Source organism: Pseudonocardia lacus (genome assembly GCF_018531445.1).
Classification (GTDB): Bacteria; Actinomycetota; Actinomycetes; order Mycobacteriales; family Pseudonocardiaceae; genus Pseudonocardia; species Pseudonocardia lacus.
In genome coordinates, this window is record NZ_JAHDTH010000036.1 from 32,334 (window position 1) to 48,193 (window position 15,860).

Sequence of the window (15,860 nt, forward strand, 5' to 3'; positions counted from 1 at the left end):
ACGTGTGCGAAATGCACGCATCTGTCGGGGCCGTGCCCCGCCGCGCGACCGAGGCGGCCTTCGCGGCGCTGCTGCTCGGCATGCTCATGGCCCAACTCGACGGCAACATCGTCGTCGCCGCCCTGCCGGCGGTCGGCGCCGACCTCCGCGACCCGGACGCGATCGCCGGGGTGACGGCCGCCTACCTGCTGACCGTCACCGCCGCCACCCCCGTCCACGGCCGGCTCGGCGACCTGTTCGGCCGCCGGGCGGCGTTCGCCGCGTCGGTGCTGGTGTTCGCGGTCGGCTCGGCGCTGTGCGCCCTCGCGCCCTCGCTCGGCGCACTGGTCGCGGCCAGGGCGCTGCAGGGTGTCGGCGGCGGCGGGCTGGTCGTCTCGGCCGTCACCGCGCTCGGCGAGATGTTCGACCGGGCCGAGCGGGTGCGCCGCCAGGTCTGGGTGACCGCGGCCTTCGGCGTGTCGGCGCTGGCCGGCCCACCGGTCGGCGCGCTGCTGGCCGCCGGACCCGGCTGGCGCTGGGCGTTCGTGATCAACCCGCCGCTGTGCGCCCTCGCGCTGGCCCTCGGCCTGCGCGGCCTGCCGGGCCGTCGGGCCGACGCCGCCGGCGGGTTCGACGTGGCCGGCGCCGTGCTCGTCGTGCTCGGCGGCGGCTGCGTCGTCCTGCTCGGCTCGTCCGAGGCGTTGGCCACCGGACCCGCCGCGGTGCCGCTCGTGGTGGGCGCGCTGCTGGCCGGCGCGCTCTTCGCCCGCCGGCAGCGCCGCGCCCCGGCCCCGCTGTTCCCGCCCGCGCTGCTCGCCGCACCCGGCCTGGCTCGCACGATCGCCGTCACCGGCCTCGGCGGGGTGGCGCTGTTCGGCAGCTTCACGTTCGTCCCCGCCGCGGTCGCCGCCGGCACCGGCCTCGACACCGGCGCCGTCGGCGCGTCGCTCGTCGCGCTGACCGGCGGGCAGCTGGTCATCGGCCTGGTGTTCGCCGCGCTGGCCCGGCGCTGGTCGCGGATGGTCCCGTGGGGTCGGCTCGGGTTGGCCACCGGGGTGGCCGGCCTGGCCGCGTTGGCCGTCGTGCCGCGGACGGGCGGCCCCGCCGCGCTGGCCGTCGCGCTCGCCGGGATGGCCCTCACCGGCGCCGCGCTCGGGCTCTGCCTGCAGGCCTACACGCTGCTCGGGCAGGCCTGCGCGCCCCCGGAGGCGTTCGGCGCCGCGATGGCCGCCCTGACCTTCGCCCGCCAGCTCGGCGGAGCCATCGGCGCGGCCGCACTCGGCTGGCTGCTGCTCGCCGTCCCCGACCGGACGACGGGCCTGGCCGCCGTGCTCGCCGCGGCCGCCCTCGTCCTGGTCGTCGCGCTACCGCTCGCCCCCCGCCGGGCCGACGAACCCGCCCACTGACCCCGCGTAGCGGGCGACCAGCTCCTGGCCGATCCGGGCCAGCTCGGCGGCCAGCGGCGGCGAGTCCTCGACCTCGACCTGGCCGCCCCACCCGGCCAGCCGCTGGGCGATCATCAGCGGGGTCGGCGCCGACAGCCGCACGCGCACCTGCCCGTCGTCGGCGGGGCCGAGGACCTCGCACTGGCGGCCGAAGTGGTCGCGTAGGACGTGCAACACCTCGGCGCCGATCAGCACGTCGGCGTCGAAGCCCGCGCGCCGCTGCTCGACCCGATCGACCACCCGCTCCCACTCGGCGGCCAGGTCGAAGTCGTCCGGGCGGTCGGCGGGCTCGTCGGTGACGGTCGCCCGGACGACGCGGTCGACGCGGAACGTGCGCCGCCCGGCGTCGGTGCCGGCGACCAGGTACCAGATGTCGTCCTTGTCGACGAGGCCGAGCGGGTCGACGCGGCGGGTGGTCGGTTCCCGGCCGGGTCGCGCGTAGGCCAGCTCGACGCGCCGCCGCCGGACGACGGCCGACTGCAGCAGCTCGACCAGCTCGGAGCGCTCGCGCCCGTGCTCGCCCCAGCGCGTCGGGTCGACGACGACGGCGTCCGCGGCGGCCTCGGCGTCGGCGCGGAAGGTGTCGGGCAGGGCGCGCACGAGCTTGCGCAGCGCCGACCGCGCGGGGGCGCCCGCGTTGCCGGTGGTGGGTCCGAGCAGCAGGAACAGCGCCTGCGCCTCGCCGGCGGTGAGCCCGGTGAGGTCGGTGCGCGCGCCGCCGATCAGCTGCCAGCCCCCGCCCCGGCCGGGTTGCGGGTAGACCGGCACCCCGGCGGCCGAGAGCGCCTCCAGGTCGCGGCGGGCGGTCGCGACCGACACCTCCAACTCGGCGGCCAGCTCGGCGGCGGTCACCCGGCCGCGGGCCTGCATCAGCAGGAGGGCGGCCACGAGGCGGTCTGCGCGCATATCGCCGATTCTGCCCGGAAAAGTGCTCATTCGATGAGCACTTCACCTCGGCATGATGGCTCCAACAGCGAATCGACCGGAAGGGCAACACCGATGCTGCGAGGACTCGCGACCGTCAACTTCTACGCCGACGACGTCACCGAGGCGGCCCGCTGGTACGCCGACCTGCTCGGCGTCGAGCCGTACTACTCGGTGCCCGGCCCCGACGGGAAGCCGGCCTACGTCGAGTTCCGGCTGGGCGACTACCAGCACGAGCTGGGCTTCATCGACCGCCGCTTCGCCCCGCCCGGGGCGGGGAACCCGGCCGGCGGCGCGCTCGCCAATTGGCACGTCGACGACATCGAGGCCGCCTTCGCCCGGCTGCTCGAACTCGGCGCCACCGAGTACGAGCCGGTCACCAAGCGCAGCGCGAGCTTCGTGACGGCCTCGGTCGTCGACCCGTTCGGCAACGTCCTGGGGATCATGTACAACCCGCACTACCTGGAGATCCTGGACAAGACCGGGCCGGCCTAGCGGATCACCGGTCCAGGCGCAGGACCATCGAGCGCAGGCCGGTCGCGATCCAGGACTCGTAGTCCGCCAACGACCAGCCGCGCTGGGTGAGCAGCAGCCAGACGTCGGGCGAGTTGAGCGTCCAGATGACGTCGCGGGCGTGCTGGGAGTCCAGCCCGGGCCGCAGCCAGCCGCGGTCGGCCCACAGCCGGGCGACCAGGTCGGCGCCCTTCAGGCGCTCCGCGTCGACGGCGGCGACGAAGGCGTCGAGGTCGGGGTCGCCGCCCCGGGCGCCGGCCACGATCCGCATGAGGCCGCCGGCCCGGGCGGTGAGCCCGCGGCACAGCGCCGCGTACGCGGCGACGGCCTCCGCGGGGCTGTCGGCGTCGCGGACGGCGACGGCCTCGGGTCGGGCGCTGACCGGTGCGGCCTCCTCGTCGCCGGCCATCGCCACGTCGTAGACGTCCTTGAGCAGCCGGGCCTTGTTCCCGAACCGCTTGTAGACCGTCTCCTGGGACACCCCGGCCGTCCGGGCGATCCCGCGGATGGTGGTGGCGGCGTAGCCGCGCGCGAGGAAGGCGTCGCGGGCGGCGGCCAGGACCTTGGTCCGGGTCGCCGCGGCGGCGGCCGCGCGGGTGCTGTTGTCGTAGGTCATCGGGCTCCAGGGCTTGCGGGGAATTTCGATACAGCTTACTGTATCAACTCGATACAGCAAGCTGTACCGAACTGGAGGACGGCATGACGACCACCACCGACCGCACCGCGATGGCCGACACGGCCACCCGCTTCATCCGCCTGATGGTCGACGGCACCCTCGACGACTTCCGCCGGGTCGTGCACCCCGACGCGATCAACCGGGAGGCCTCCTCGGAGCCGCCGAACTGCCGGGGCCGCGGCCCGCGGGCCTTCTGGGGCACCGCCCAGTGGCTGCGCTCGGCGTTCCGCGACATGGCGTTCCCGGTCACCACCGTCGTGGTCGAGGGCGACCTGGCCGTCACCCACGGCACGATGACCGGCCGGCACACCGGCGACATGGTCATCTGGACGCCGCAGGCGACGGTGGAGCGCGCGTTCGCGCCCACCGGCAAGCGCTTCGAGGTGCACCAGGCGCACTTCCTGGGCTTCCGCGACGGCATGGTCGTCGAGCACTGGGCCGTGCGCGACGACCAGTCGCTGGCGCTGCAGCTCGGCTGGGTCCCGCCGAGCCCCGCCTACCTGCTGCGCTGCAGCCTCGCCACCCGGCGCGCGCGCAAGGCGGCGGGGACGGCTACCTGAACACCAGGCCGTCGAACGTCCCCGACCGCCGCCACCTCTCGATGTGGGAGAAGTACGCGGCGGGGCCCTGCGGGTGGCCGACGTTGAGCCGGGCGCGCGGGCCGGGGTCCTGGCCCTCGTTGTTGTAGTAGCCCGGCGTGCAGTCCAGCGCGCCCGCCATCATCCGGCCCGGCCCGGTGAGCAGCAGTTCGACCCAGGCGTTCTCGGCCTCCTCGGTGCTCTCCACCTCGGTGGCGCCCACCTCCAGCGCGTGGGCGATCACCGCGGCCACGGTGCGGCCGTGGTCGGTGAGGTTGCTGGGCACGTTGGAGATCAGGTTGGCGGCCTGGGTGGGCTGCACGACGAACATGTTGGGGAAGCCGTGCACGTGCAGGCCGTGCAGCGTGCGCATGCCGTCGGCCCAGTAGTCGGAGATCCGCACGCCACCGCGGCCGGTGACCTCGTAGCCGGCGCGGCGGGTCCACTCGGTGCCCACCTCGAACCCGGACGCGTAGATGATCAGGTCGACCTCGTGCTCGACGCCGGCCGCGACCACGCCCCGTTCGGTGATCCGCTCGACGCCCCGGCCGTCGGTGTCGACGAGCCGCACGCCGGGTTCGTTGAAGGCCTGCAGGTACTCGTCGTGGAAGCAGGGCCGCTTGCACAGCTGGCGGTACCAGGCCTTGAGGCGGGCCGCGGTCGCCGGGTCGGCGACGATCGCGTCGACCCTGGCCCGGATCTGCTCCATCTTCTCGAAGTCGGCGTCCTCGAACGCGGTCAGCATCGCCAGCGGCGTGCGCTCCTCGCGGGGCAGGGACGCGAACTTCGAGCGCATCCGCCGGGAGATCTCGGTCCAGCCGTCCATCACCAGGTCGACGTCGGCGGTGCCGCCGGCCTGGTTCAGCGTGAAGTTGTCCAGCCAGCGCTGCTGCCAGCCGGGCGTGGCGATCCCGGCGAACCACTCCGGGTCGATCGGCCCGTTGTCGCGCACGTCGATCGACGACGGCGTGCGCTGGAAGACGAGCAGCTCGCGGCAGGCCCGGGCCAGGTGCGGCACGGCCTGCACGGCCGTCGCCCCGGTGCCGATGATCGCCACCCGCTTGTCGGCCAGCCGGTCCATCGGCGTGCCGCGGTGGTCGCCGCCGGTGTAGTCGTAGTCCCAGCGGCTGGTGTGGAACGAGTGGCCGGCGAAGTCGGCGATGCCCGGGATGCCGGGCAGCTTGGCCACGTGCAGCGGCCCGATGCCCATCGCCACGAACTGCGCGGTGAACCGGTCGCCCCGGTTGGTGCCGACGACCCAGCGGGACGCGTCGTCGTCCCAGGTGAGGTCGGTGACCTCGGTGTGGAAGAGGGCACCGTCGTGCAGCCCGAACCGGTCGGCGATCCGCCCGCAGTGGTCGAGGATCTCCGGGCCGTGGGCGTACTTCTCCGACGGCATGTGCCCGGTCTCCTCGAGCAGCGGCATGTAGACCATCGACGCGGTGTCGCACTGGGCGCCGGGGTAGCGGTTCCAGTACCAGGTGCCGCCGAAGCCGCCGCCCTTCTCGACGATCCGGACGTCGGTGACGCGGGCCTCCTTCAGCCGCGCCCCGGTGACGAGCCCGGCGAAGCCGCCGCCGATGAAGGCGACCGTCACGTGGTCGGTCAGCGGCTCGCGCTCGACGAAGGGCGTGTGCGGATCGTCCAGGTAGTGCGCGAACGGTCCGTCGGCGAGCCGGACGTACTGGTCGTTCCCGTCGGCGCGCAGTCGCTTGTCGCGCTCCTGGAGGTACCGCCTGCGGATCGCCTCCTTGTCGATGGCGGTGTCGATGGCGGTGTCGATGGCGGTGCCGTCCGGCCTGGTCGGACCCTCCGTGACGCTCATGCACGCTCCGCTGGTCGCCCTGTCGCCTCTGATGAGTGCCAGCATGTCACTCATCAGTGACATCGGACAAGGACCGCCGCTACGATCCCCCGGTGCCGGACGCCACCACGACCCCGCTCGCCGTGGAGCACCGCGACGCCGCCCGCGCCCGGATCCTGCACGCCGCCCGCGTGGTGCTGGCCGACCGCGGCCTCGCCGCCACCGTCGACGACGTCGCCGACGCGGCCGGGGTCAACCGGCGCACCGTCTTCCGCCACTTCACCACCCGCGACGCCCTGTTCACCGCGGCGATCCGGGAGGGCGTGCGCCGCTACGCCCAGCAGATCCCGCCCGCCCCCGCGGACGGCGACCTGCGCGCGTGGCTGCTCGACCTGCTGCAGGTCACGCACCGGCTCAACGCCCGCAACGGCCGCGTCTACTGGGAGCTGGCGGTGCTCCCGCCCGAGGACCTCTCGGGGGAGCTGGCCGAGGCCGCGGCGGAGCGGCGGGCCAGCCGCAAGCAGTTCGCGTCGAAGGTGACCGCGCGGGTGTGGCAGGCCCGCGGCGGGCCGGGAGAGCCGCCGGAGTGGCTGGTCGACGCGGTCGCGGTGCAGCTGTCGAGCTTCTGCACCCAGTCGCTGGCCGGCGACTTCGGCCGCACCCCCGACGAGGTGGCCGCCGTCTCGGCCCGGGTGGTCGAAGCCGTTCTCGTCGCCGCGCTCCCGGAGGACGGCGGGGCGGTCAGGCGGGGCGGTAGCGGAGGGCGTCCATGATCAGATCGAGCAGGCGGCCGGCCTGCTCGCGCTGCTCGGGCGCCCCGGCCGCGAGCGAGACCCCGCTCAGCGCGGTCAGCACGTCGCCCGGGTCGACGTCGGGGCGCACGGCACCGGCCGCCGCGGCCGCGTCGATCAGGGTGGTGATCGCGTCGAGCAGGCGCGCTCGGCTCTGCTCGTAGGGGTTGGTGCCGGAGGCGATGACGGCGCGCAGCGCGTCGGCCATGCCGCGCTTGGTCGTCATGTAGTCGACGAAGCGGTCCATCCAGGTGCGCAGCGCCTGGTCGGGGGGCTGGTCGGCGAGCAGGCCGGGGACGGCGTCGCAGAGCCGGGTGAGCTCGCTGCGGTAGGCGGCCTCGACGAGCGCCTCGCGGGTCGGGAAGTGCCGGTAGAGCGTTCCGATGCCGACGCCGGCCGCTCTGGCGATGGCCTCCAGGGTGACCTCGGCGCTGTCCGGTGCGGAGAAGGCCTGGACGGCGGCGGCGAGCAGGCTGTCGCGGTTGCGGCGCGCGTCGGCGCGCAACGGCCGTTCGCCGGTCACCATCGCCCCTCCCGCTCGTCGTCGGACCATCGTCGTCGGTGCCAGCGTAGGCCGGAATGAACCGGATGCACCTCCGGTTGTGTCGGGGCATACGCGGAGGTTCCTCCGCTTGGACGGAGAGGACGACATGACCGGCTCAACCCTCACCAGCACCCCGTTCACCGCCGCGTCGACCGCGGCCGACGTGATCTCCGGCATCGACCTCACCGGCCGCCGCGCCATCGTCACCGGCGGCGCGTCCGGCATCGGCGCCGAGACGGCCCGCGCGCTGGCCGGCGCGGGCGCCGACGTGACCATCGCCGTGCGCGACATGACCGCGGGCGAGCGCACCGCCACCGACATCGCGCTCGACACGGGCCGGGAGATCACCATGACCCCGCTCGACCTGGCCGACCGGTCGTCGGTCTCGGCGTTCGTGGCCGCGTGGAGCGGGCCGCTGCACATCCTGGTCGACAACGCCGGCGCCACCGCTCTGCCGCTGGCGCGCACGCCCGCCGGCTGGGAGATGCAGTTCGCCACCAACCACCTGGGCCACTTCGAGCTGGCCTGCGGGCTGCACCGCAACCTGGTCGCCGCCGACGGGGCGCGGATCGTGTCCGTCAGCTCCTGCGCCCACCTGCGCGCCGGCGTCGACTTCGACGACATCCACTTCGAGCGCCGCGCGTACGACCCGTGGCTGGCCCACGGCCAGTCGAAGACGGCGAACGTGCTGTTCGCGGTGGAGGCGACGCGGCGGTGGGGCCACGAGGGGATCGTGGCGAACGCCCTGACGCCCGGCCTGGTCCGCACCGACGTCCGACGCCGTGCCGACCGGGTGGGGCCGGCCCGCCTGCGGACCGCGATCGGCGGCAGCGGCGCCGCCTGGAAGACCCCGCAGCAGGGCGCCGCGACCTCGGTGCTGCTGGCCGCGTCGCCGCTGGTGGACGGGGTGAGCGGGCGCTACTTCGAGGACTGCGTCGAGGCCGGCCCGCACGAGCCGGGCACCCGCACCGGCGTCGCGGCGCACGCCCTCGACCCGGAGGCGGCCGCCCGGCTCTGGGACCTCTCCGTCCGCACCCTCGCCTGACAACCCCGTCGAGAACGACGTTGCCGTTCTTTGGACCGGTCCACATCGGCCGCAACCTCGTTCTCGACGGAGCCCGGGTAGGGAGAACCCCACCCCGAGCGCGGAGGTGGACCGGGCTGTCCGGCGGGGGTCGCGCCGGTTGGCTGGCCCCCATGACGACGACGACTCCGGGCCGCCCCCGCACCGCGGGGAGCGGGTCCCTTGTCCGGGAGATCGGCCCGTTCCTGGCGTTGGCGTTCGGGCTGAGCTGGGTGCCGTGGGCGGTGGCCGTCGCCCTCGGCGGCGACATCGCCGACCCGCTGGTGTACGCGCTCTACGGCTTCGGCGGGTTCGGCCCGACCCTCGCCGCGGGCGTGCTCGCGCTGCTCGGCCGCGGCACCGGGCGGCGGGTCGAGTGGGCAGCGGCGGCCAGGTGGCTGCCGGTGGCGCTGCTGGTCGGGGCCGGGCCCGCCGTGCTGGCGGCCGCGGTGGCACCCCTGTTCGGCGCGGCGCCGGTCGATCCGTCCGCGCTCGGCGACCTGGCCGCGAGCGTCGGGGGCCTGCTCCCCATGCTCGGCCTGTTCCTGATCACCGGGCCGCTGGCCGAGGAGTTCGGCTGGCGCGGGCACCTGCAGCCGCGGCTGCGTCGCGCGCTGTCGCCCGCCGCGACGTCCGCGGTGGTCGGCGCGTTCTGGGCGCTCTGGCACGTCCCGCTGTTCCTGCTGATCGGGACGAGCCAGTCGGCGATGGGCCTGTTCTCGCCCTCCGCGCTGCTGTTCTTCGCGGCGATGCTGCCGCTGTCGGTCGGGTACTGGTTCGTGTCCGAGCGGCTGCGCGGCGGGGTGCCCGCGGCGGTCGTGGTGCACACCGCCGGGAACATGTCGCTGACGCTGCTGGCCGTCACCCGGTCGGTGCCCGGGGGATTGGTCTTCGTCGCGGCCGCGGTCGTGACGGCCGGGGTGCTGCTGCTGGTGACGCGGCGCACCTGAGGGGGGTGCGAGGGGCCCGCGTCGGACGGCGCGGGCCCCTCGCCACGTGTGCTTGGCTCACCCGGTGTGGCAGCTGCGCGAACTCGACCTGGGCGACGACCGCACCGCGCGGGAGGTGCACGGGATCGGGCTGCGCGCGTACGCCGTCGAGGCCGAGCTCATCGGCCATCCGGGCATCCCCGCCCTCACCGAGTCGCTCGACGAGATGCGCGCGTCGCCGCTGCGCTGGCTCGGCGCCGTGCACGGCAGCCGCCCGGTCGGCTTCCTGGCCTGGATCCGCAGTCCGGCCGACGAGCTCGACCTCGTGCGGCTCTGCGTCGACCCGCGGTGGTTCCGCCGCGGCATCGCCCGCCGGCTGCTCGGCCACGTCCTGGCCGCCGAGCCCACCGGTGACGTGCTGGTCTCCACCGGGGCGGCGAACGAGCCGGCGCTGCGGTTGTACCGCTCGCTGGGGTTCGCCGAGACGGGCACGTTCGAGCCGGAGCCCGGTCTGCGGGTGACGGAGCTGCGCCTCGGCCGCTGACCGCTCACTCCGCGGCGCGCCGCTCCCGCCTGCCCCGGGCCAGCTCGGTGGCCAGCGCGTCGAGCGGCTGCTGCCAGAACCGGCGGTAGCGGTCGAGCCAGGCGTCGATCTCGCGCAGCGGTTCGGGGTCGACCGAGTACAGCCGGCGGGCGCCGTCGGCGCGGACGGTCGCGAAGCCGTTCTCCCGCAGCACCCGCAGGTGCTGGGAGACCCCCGGCTGGGAGATGCCGAACTCGCGCTGCACGACCGCGCTCACCTCGCCGGCGGGCAGTTCGCCGTCGGTGAGCAGTTCGAGGATCCGGCGCCGGACCGGGTCGCCGAGGACGTCGAAGGCGTGCACGCCCCCCAGCGTTGCAGCCTGCGGTTATATAAGCCAGTGGTGGTTCAATCGGTGAGCGCGCCGCGCAGGGCGCCGACGGCGGCGGCCACCAGCGGCTCCCGCTCGTCATCGGGGCAGCCGGCCTCGACCCAGGCCAGGCACGCGGCGTCGAGGAAGCCGAGGTAGCCGCGGAAGGCGTGGTCGGGGCCCGGGCCGAGCAGCGCGCGCAGCAGGTCAACGTAGTGGGTGCGCAGTTCGACGCGCAGGGCCTCGGCCTCGGGGGGCTCGCCCCACGGCGTCCGCAGCGGTCCGGCCCAGCCGTGCCGGAACTCGGCGACGAACCCGAGGTAGGTCCGCGCCGACGCGGCCACCCGGTCCAGGGGCGCGGTGCCGGCGGGCAGCGCGGCGTCGGCGGCGCGCTGGCGCTGCAGCAGCAGCGCGATCGCCGACCGCACGACCTCGACGTAGAGCGTGGCCTTGCTGCCGTAGTAGCGCAGCACGAGCGCCTCGGACGCGCCCGCCGCCTCGGCCACCCGGCTCAGCGCGACCTGCTGGTACGCCGCGGCGCCGAACGCGTCCTGGGCCGCGGCCAGGATCGCCGCCCGGCGCTGCTCGACGTCGAGGCGGCGGCGGGGACGGCGGTCGGCGCGGGTCACCCGGCGAACGCTACCCTCTTATTGAGCTCGACTCAGTAGGAGGCCCGGAATGACCGATCGCGAGCGGCACGCCATCTGGTGGCACGTCTACCCGCTGGGCTTCCTGGGGGCCGAGCAGCAGGCCACGGACGGCCCGCCGGTGCACCGCCTGCGCCGCCTCGTCGACTGGCTCGACTACGCCCGCGACCTCGGCGCGTCCGGCCTGGCGCTGGGCCCGGTGTTCGACTCCGGCACCCACGGCTACGACACCGTCGACCACTTCCGCATCGACCCGCGCCTGGGCACCGACGAGGACTTCGACGCGCTGGTCGCCGCGGCGGGCGAGCGCGGGCTGCGCGTCCTGCTCGACGGTGTGTTCAACCACGTCGGGCGGGGGTTCCCGGCCTTCCGCCAGGTGCTGGAGGAGGGCCCGACGGCGCCGACGGCGTCCTGGTTCCGGCTGAGCTGGCCGGACGGGCCGGGCGCCGAGCCGGAGTACGCGACCTTCGAGGGCCATCGGCAGCTGGTCGCCCTGGACCACGCCGAGCCCGCCGTCGCCGACCACGTCGCCGCGGTGATGAACCACTGGCTCGACCGGGGCGCGGCCGGCTGGCGGCTGGACGCGGCCTACGCGGTGCCGACGTCGTTCTGGGCGCGGGTCGTGCCACGCGTGCGAGCCGCGCACCCCGACGCCTACCTGGTGGGCGAGGTGATCCACGGCGACTACGCCGGGTTCGTCGCGGAGAGCGGCATCGACTCGGTGACCCAGTACGAGCTGTGGAAGGCGGTCTGGAGCTCGCTCAACGACGCCAACCTGTTCGAGCTGTCCTGGGCGCTCGACCGGCACAACGAGCTGCTCGACTCGTTCGTGCCGCTGACCTTCCTGGGCAACCACGACGTCACCCGGATCGCCAGCCGGCTCACCGACGAGCGCCACCTGCCGCACGCGCTCGCGGTGCTGTTCACGGTGGGCGGCACGCCGTCGGTCTACGCGGGCGACGAACAGGCCTTCCGCGGCGTCAAGGAGGACCGGGAGGGCGGCGACGAGGCCGTGCGCCCCGCCTTCCCCGACTCGCCCGACGACCTGGCGCCCTTCGGCTGGCCGACCTACCGGCTGCACCAGGACCTCATCGGCCTGCGCCGCCGGCATCCCTGGATGCACCGGGCCCGCACCCGCGCCGTCGAGCTGGCGAACGAGCGGCTCTGCTACGAGGTCCGCGACGGCGACCGCGCCCTGCTGGTCGCGCTGAACCTCGGCGACGACCCGGCCGAGCTGCCCGCACCCGGAGCCGGTGCGCCGCTGGCCGGCGCGGCGACGGTGCTGCCGGGTGGTCGGGTGGCGGTGCCCGGACACGGGTGGGCGGTGCTCTCCACCGATGAGTAGCACCGCAGGTGATGTGCTCCGCCGGTCCCGGCCCGGGGCGCCCGCCCCGGGGTAACCTCGGTGCCGTGATCGGCGCGAAGGCGCGGGTGCGGCTGATGCGAGTGGGCATCCGCACCTTGTTCGGGCTCCCCCGCGGGATGAAGCGGCTGCTCGCCGGGCGCCCCGTCCAGCACGACGGCCAGACCCTCGACCAGGACCTCCAGCTCCTCGGCCGGGTCAGCGAGGTCCTCTCCGGGTCCGGCTCCGACGCGCTCGACGCCGCGGCCGTCGCCGAGCAGCGCCGGCAGGCCGACATCGCCGCCGAGGCCGTCGCCGACCCCGGCCTCGACGACGTGGTCACCACCGACTGGGAGGTCCCCGGGGCCGACGGCCCGCTGCTGGCCCGGCTCTACGTCCCGCCGTCGGAGCCGGAGAGCCGCGCGCTGCTGGTCTACTTCCACGGCGGCGGGTTCGTCGTGGGCAGCCTGGCCTCCACCGACCCGCTGTGCCGGCTGCTGGCCGCCCAGTCCGGGGTCCGCGTGCTGTCGGTCGACTACCGCCTCGCCCCGGAGCACCCGTACCCGGCCGCCGTCGACGACGCGCTGGCCGCGTACCGCTGGGCCCGGTCCACGGCGCGCTCGCTCGGCGCCGAGCCCGAGCTGATCGCCGTCGGCGGCGACAGCGCCGGCGCCAACCTCGCCCTCGTCGTCGCCCACCAGCAGGAGGAGGGCGCCGTCCCGGCGTTCGTGCTGGCGCTGTACCCGGTCACCGACGCCGAGCGCACGGGCGGCTCCCGGGAGGCCTTCGGCAGCGGGTTCGGGCTCACCGCCGAGCAGCTCGCCGAGCTCGAACGCCTCTACCTGCCCGACGGCGTCCCCGACGGCGACGTCCGCGGCGCGATCCTGCGCGCCGACGACCTGAGCGCCATGCCCCCGACCTACATCGCCACCGCGGGCTTCGACCCGCTGCGCGACGAGGGCGAGGAGCTGGTCGAGCGGCTGCGGGCGGCCGGGGTGCCGGTGGTGGCGCGCCGGTTCACCGGGCTGGTGCACGGCTACGCGAGCTTCACCGCGATCAGCGCGGCGGCCCGCGACGCGACGCTGGACGCCGCGAGCGCCCTGCGCTCGACCATGGCGCTCATCGAGACCCGCCGCTCCGCCGCCCGCCGCGCCTCCCGCCGGCGCTGGGCCCCGTTGCGCCGCTCCGCCGGCTCCCAGCCGCGCGGCGCCTGACGCCGCCCGGGGTTCGACCTCGGAGGTGTCAGGCCTTGAGGACGGCCGCGGCGAGGGCGTCGGGGTCGGTGAGCAGGGCCTCGTGGCTGCCCGGGATCGGCACGGCCGCGACGCCGAGGCGCTCGGGGAACCGCGGCGCCCACGCGTACTCGCCGGGCGGGAGGGCGATGTCGTCGACGCTGAGCAGGTACGTCGCCGGCACACCGAGCGCGGCGGGGTCGAGCGGGGCCACCGGCGTCGTGAAGTACTGGAACGGATGCGGCACGAGCAGTGAGTGCACCGTGCGCTGCACCGGCTCCGGGGCGTCCTGGATGAAGGCGCCGGCGAACACCTCGAACGGCATCGCGACCGAGTTGCTGCCCGAGGCGGCGGCCAGGTCGCGGAACAGCTCCTGGTAGGGCGGCGGGACCTCGTCGACGAGCGGGCGTCCCTCGGCCGGCACGAACGCGCTCCAGTAGACGAGGCGGTCGAGCCGGGACGCCAGCCGCGGCGCCGCGCCGGTGATCACGTACCCGCCCCAGCTGTGCCCGACGAGCGCCACGTCCCGCAGGTCGCGCGACTCGACGAAGTCGACCACGAAGTCGACGACGTCGCCCAGCTGGTGGGCGGTGGGGTCGTCGCCGTCGGCGAGGCCGGGCAGCGTGGGGGCCAGCACGCGGTGCCCCTGGGCGCGCAGCCGTTCGGCGACCGGGCGCCACGCCCACCCGCCGTGCCACGCGCCGGTGATCAGGACAAAGGTGCGGGCCACGGCTGCTCCTTCGCAGGTCGGGCTGATCGACGGCTGGATCATGGTGCGGCCGGGTGGTGGCCGTCAACGCGGCGGCACGGCGGCCCGGTCCGAGGGGGAGGTCGCGGCGGACCGCGGGCTCGACGCGCCACCCGACGTCTGTGTCGGGCCGCGTGCCGGCGGCTACCGTCACCCCTGACGGGACGACGGGAGGGGGAGCAGTGGTGGACCGCCGGGACATCGGCCAGACGCTGCCGTTGATGGGTGCGGGCACGGAGTTCCTCGGCCGGGCCGTCGACGCCCTGCCCGACGACGCCCTGCGCGAGCCCTGCGCGCTGCCCGGCTGGACGAGGGCGCACCTCGTCGCCCACCTGGCCCGCAACGCCGAAGCGCTCACCCGGCTGGCGACCTGGGCGCGCACCGGCGTCGAGACGCCCATGTACCCCGACCGGGAGACCCGCGCCGCCGAGATCGAGGCCTCGGCCAAGGCCCCGGCCGAGACCCTGCGCCGGGAGCTCGTCTCCACCGCCCGCGACCTCGACGCCGCCCTCGCCGCCCTCGACGCGACCACCTGGCAGTCCACGGTGCGCAGTGCGCTGGGTCGACCGCTGCCCGCGGCCGAGGTGCCGTGGATGCGGATCCGCGAGGTCTGGCTGCACGCCGTCGACCTCGACGCGGGCGCCGAGCTGACCGACCTCCCGGCCGAGGTGGTCGATGCCCTCCTCGACGACGCCTCCGTCACCCTGTCCTCCCGCGACGGCTGCCCGTCGGCGGTGCTCGCGCCGACCGACCGGGAGCAGCGCTGGCAGCTGGGCGAGCCCGGCAGCCCGGTCGCGGTCAGCGGGCCCGCCGCGGCCGTGATGGGCTGGCTGATCGGCCGGACCGACGGCTCCGACCTGACCGCCACCGGCGGCCCCCTCCCCACCCCACCCCCCTGGCTCTGACCGCCCGCCCTCGCCCCTCCGCCGCCCTCTCGCGGGAGGGAGCGGGAAGGAATGTTGCGTGTGCAACTACCGTTGCCGCGCGTAGGAACCGTCGACAGGAGGATGCGATGCCGCAGCCACAGGGTGCCGAGCTGGACGCCGTCCGGGAGCGTCGCGCCGCGCTGAAGGGGAAGTACCTGCGTCCGGTGGGGGAGCGGCCCGCACCGCCCACGCAGGGCGTGCACCACGCCGCGTTCGTCGCCCGCGACGTCGAGAAGACGATCGAGTTCTGGCAGGAGACGCTGGGCTTCCCGCTGGTCGAGCTGGTGGAGAACCGCGACTACGCCGGGTCGAGCCACTTCTTCTTCGACATCGGCCACCAGAACCTGCTCGGCTTCTTCGACTTCCCCGGCCACGACCACCCCGACTGGGTGGAGACGATCGGCGCACTGCAGCACCTGGCGCTCTCGGTGACCGCCGAGCACTTCGACGCCATGCGCGCCACCCTGGACGCGAAGGGCATCGAGTACCTGGGTCCCGACCGCGGCGTGCACAACAGCCTCTACTTCCGCGACCCGAACGGGCTGGGCGTCGAGTTCTACCGCGAGGAGCTGGGGCGGTTCGAGGGCGAGCCGCTGCTCGACGCCTGATCGCGGGCGGGTTCGCCTACACCCCGTGACCCCGGTCCCGGTGGCGGGTTCGCGTCGACTTGGTGACGACCGGAACTTCCGGCGCACCCCCGCACGTCGAGTCGAGGAAGGGCGACGCGGCGGCCGTGCGTATCGTGACCTCCGCCGGGCGCCCGGGTGATCAACGGGGGGAAGGTACGGGATGGACCGCAACTACGGACGGCCGGGGGGCCCGCCCCCCG

18 protein-coding genes are annotated in these 15,860 nt (G+C 75.2%); 11 read left to right on the forward strand and 7 right to left on the reverse strand.

The genetic code is table 11. The features are described from left to right. Positions 1-11: 11 nt before the first annotated feature. A complete protein-coding gene (locus tag KIK08_RS10745) occupies positions 12-1,385 on the forward strand; it encodes an MFS transporter (RefSeq protein WP_250556733.1) in 1,374 nt (457 codons plus the stop codon). Here KIK08_RS10745 and KIK08_RS10750 read toward each other — a convergent pair. Continuing rightward, complete coding sequence (locus KIK08_RS10750) at positions 1,344-2,330, reverse strand: helix-turn-helix transcriptional regulator (RefSeq protein WP_214402907.1); 987 nt, start codon at positions 2,328-2,330, stop codon at positions 1,344-1,346. The two genes, KIK08_RS10745 and KIK08_RS10750, sit on opposite strands and share 42 nt — an antisense overlap. A gap of 93 nt (positions 2,331-2,423) precedes the next feature. Here KIK08_RS10750 and KIK08_RS10755 point away from each other — a divergent pair, with 93 nt between their 5' ends. After that, positions 2,424-2,843 carry a VOC family protein gene (locus tag KIK08_RS10755; protein WP_214402908.1) on the forward strand — a complete coding sequence of 140 codons (420 nt, stop codon included), beginning with the start codon at positions 2,424-2,426 and terminating at the stop codon, positions 2,841-2,843. Between the two features lie 4 nt (positions 2,844-2,847). Here KIK08_RS10755 and KIK08_RS10760 read toward each other — a convergent pair whose 3' ends face one another. After that, the gene (locus KIK08_RS10760) at positions 2,848-3,477 is read right to left on the reverse strand and encodes a TetR/AcrR family transcriptional regulator (protein ID WP_214402909.1); all 630 of its coding nucleotides are present in this window, start codon (positions 3,475-3,477) and stop codon (positions 2,848-2,850) included. An 83-nt stretch (positions 3,478-3,560) separates the two neighbouring features. Here KIK08_RS10760 and KIK08_RS10765 point away from each other — a divergent pair, with 83 nt between their 5' ends. Continuing rightward, on the forward strand, positions 3,561-4,097 hold the full coding sequence (locus tag KIK08_RS10765) for an ester cyclase (protein ID WP_214402910.1): 537 nt from the start codon (positions 3,561-3,563) through the stop codon (positions 4,095-4,097). Here KIK08_RS10765 and KIK08_RS10770 read toward each other — a convergent pair. After that, the gene (locus KIK08_RS10770; RefSeq protein ID WP_214402911.1) at positions 4,090-5,940 is read right to left on the reverse strand and encodes a flavin-containing monooxygenase; all 1,851 of its coding nucleotides are present in this window, start codon (positions 5,938-5,940) and stop codon (positions 4,090-4,092) included. The two genes, KIK08_RS10765 and KIK08_RS10770, sit on opposite strands and share 8 nt — an antisense overlap. Before the next feature lie 92 nt (positions 5,941-6,032). Between KIK08_RS10770 and KIK08_RS10775 the strand changes: the two genes are divergently transcribed. After that, entirely contained in the window at positions 6,033-6,692 is a 660-nt protein-coding gene (locus KIK08_RS10775) for a TetR/AcrR family transcriptional regulator (protein ID WP_214402912.1), read from the forward strand. On the opposite strand, the gene KIK08_RS10780 is transcribed toward KIK08_RS10775, so the two are convergent. Beyond that, the gene (locus tag KIK08_RS10780) at positions 6,661-7,236 is read right to left on the reverse strand and encodes a TetR/AcrR family transcriptional regulator (RefSeq protein ID WP_214402913.1); all 576 of its coding nucleotides are present in this window, start codon (positions 7,234-7,236) and stop codon (positions 6,661-6,663) included. The genes KIK08_RS10775 and KIK08_RS10780 overlap by 32 nt on opposite strands. A gap of 124 nt (positions 7,237-7,360) precedes the next feature. Here KIK08_RS10780 and KIK08_RS10785 point away from each other — a divergent pair, with 124 nt between their 5' ends. From KIK08_RS10785 to KIK08_RS10795, 3 genes are all read left to right on the forward strand, one after another. Beyond that, positions 7,361-8,299, forward strand: coding sequence for an SDR family NAD(P)-dependent oxidoreductase (locus KIK08_RS10785; RefSeq protein WP_214402914.1), 939 nt, complete (start codon positions 7,361-7,363; stop codon positions 8,297-8,299). Positions 8,300-8,451: 152 nt separating this feature from the next. Continuing rightward, positions 8,452-9,267 carry a CPBP family intramembrane glutamic endopeptidase gene (locus KIK08_RS10790; protein ID WP_214402915.1) on the forward strand — a complete coding sequence of 272 codons (816 nt, stop codon included), beginning with the start codon at positions 8,452-8,454 and terminating at the stop codon, positions 9,265-9,267. A 64-nt stretch (positions 9,268-9,331) separates the two neighbouring features. Continuing rightward, positions 9,332-9,790 carry a GNAT family N-acetyltransferase gene (locus tag KIK08_RS10795; RefSeq protein WP_214402916.1) on the forward strand — a complete coding sequence of 153 codons (459 nt, stop codon included), beginning with the start codon at positions 9,332-9,334 and terminating at the stop codon, positions 9,788-9,790. 4 nt (positions 9,791-9,794) lie between these two features. Here KIK08_RS10795 and KIK08_RS10800 read toward each other — a convergent pair whose 3' ends face one another. Continuing rightward, positions 9,795-10,130 (reverse strand): ArsR/SmtB family transcription factor, encoded by a 336-nt coding sequence (locus KIK08_RS10800; RefSeq protein WP_214402917.1) that lies wholly within the window; start codon positions 10,128-10,130, stop codon positions 9,795-9,797. Between the two features lie 44 nt (positions 10,131-10,174). Continuing rightward, on the reverse strand, positions 10,175-10,765 hold the full coding sequence (locus KIK08_RS10805) for a TetR/AcrR family transcriptional regulator (RefSeq protein WP_214402918.1): 591 nt from the start codon (positions 10,763-10,765) through the stop codon (positions 10,175-10,177). Between the two features lie 49 nt (positions 10,766-10,814). On the opposite strand from KIK08_RS10805, the gene KIK08_RS10810 reads away from it, so the two are divergent. Then, on the forward strand, positions 10,815-12,128 hold the full coding sequence (locus KIK08_RS10810) for an alpha-amylase family protein (RefSeq protein WP_214402919.1): 1,314 nt from the start codon (positions 10,815-10,817) through the stop codon (positions 12,126-12,128). Positions 12,129-12,193: 65 nt separating this feature from the next. Next, positions 12,194-13,339 (forward strand): alpha/beta hydrolase, encoded by a 1,146-nt coding sequence (locus KIK08_RS10815; RefSeq protein ID WP_214402920.1) that lies wholly within the window; start codon positions 12,194-12,196, stop codon positions 13,337-13,339. Between the two features lie 28 nt (positions 13,340-13,367). Here KIK08_RS10815 and KIK08_RS10820 read toward each other — a convergent pair whose 3' ends face one another. After that, positions 13,368-14,087 (reverse strand): alpha/beta fold hydrolase, encoded by a 720-nt coding sequence (locus KIK08_RS10820; protein WP_308257564.1) that lies wholly within the window; start codon positions 14,085-14,087, stop codon positions 13,368-13,370. Positions 14,088-14,290: 203 nt separating this feature from the next. On the opposite strand from KIK08_RS10820, the gene KIK08_RS10825 reads away from it, so the two are divergent. Beyond that, entirely contained in the window at positions 14,291-15,010 is a 720-nt protein-coding gene (locus tag KIK08_RS10825; RefSeq protein WP_308257565.1) for a maleylpyruvate isomerase family mycothiol-dependent enzyme, read from the forward strand. A gap of 107 nt (positions 15,011-15,117) precedes the next feature. Continuing rightward, complete coding sequence (locus tag KIK08_RS10830; protein WP_214402922.1) at positions 15,118-15,639, forward strand: VOC family protein; 522 nt, start codon at positions 15,118-15,120, stop codon at positions 15,637-15,639. Positions 15,640-15,860 lie beyond the last annotated feature (221 nt).

Bases quoted from the DNA above. Each gene is read 5' to 3' on its own strand.
- KIK08_RS10755 (WP_214402908.1), top strand. From the start codon at position 2,424: ATGCTGCGAGGACTCGCGACCGTCAACTTCTACGCCGACGACGTCACC.
- KIK08_RS10780 (WP_214402913.1), bottom strand. From the start codon at position 7,236: ATGGTGACCGGCGAACGGCCGTTGCGCGCCGACGCGCGCCGCAACCGC.
- KIK08_RS10760 (WP_214402909.1), bottom strand. From the start codon at position 3,477: ATGACCTACGACAACAGCACCCGCGCGGCCGCCGCCGCGGCGACCCGG.
- KIK08_RS10770 (WP_214402911.1), bottom strand. From the start codon at position 5,940: ATGAGCGTCACGGAGGGTCCGACCAGGCCGGACGGCACCGCCATCGAC.
- KIK08_RS10765 (WP_214402910.1), top strand. From the start codon at position 3,561: ATGACGACCACCACCGACCGCACCGCGATGGCCGACACGGCCACCCGC.
- KIK08_RS10830 (WP_214402922.1), top strand. From the start codon at position 15,118: ATGCCGCAGCCACAGGGTGCCGAGCTGGACGCCGTCCGGGAGCGTCGC.
- KIK08_RS10790 (WP_214402915.1), top strand. From the start codon at position 8,452: ATGACGACGACGACTCCGGGCCGCCCCCGCACCGCGGGGAGCGGGTCC.
- KIK08_RS10745 (WP_250556733.1), top strand. From the start codon at position 12: ATGCACGCATCTGTCGGGGCCGTGCCCCGCCGCGCGACCGAGGCGGCC.
- KIK08_RS10785 (WP_214402914.1), top strand. From the start codon at position 7,361: ATGACCGGCTCAACCCTCACCAGCACCCCGTTCACCGCCGCGTCGACC.
- KIK08_RS10750 (WP_214402907.1), bottom strand. From the start codon at position 2,330: ATGCGCGCAGACCGCCTCGTGGCCGCCCTCCTGCTGATGCAGGCCCGC.
- KIK08_RS10810 (WP_214402919.1), top strand. From the start codon at position 10,815: ATGACCGATCGCGAGCGGCACGCCATCTGGTGGCACGTCTACCCGCTG.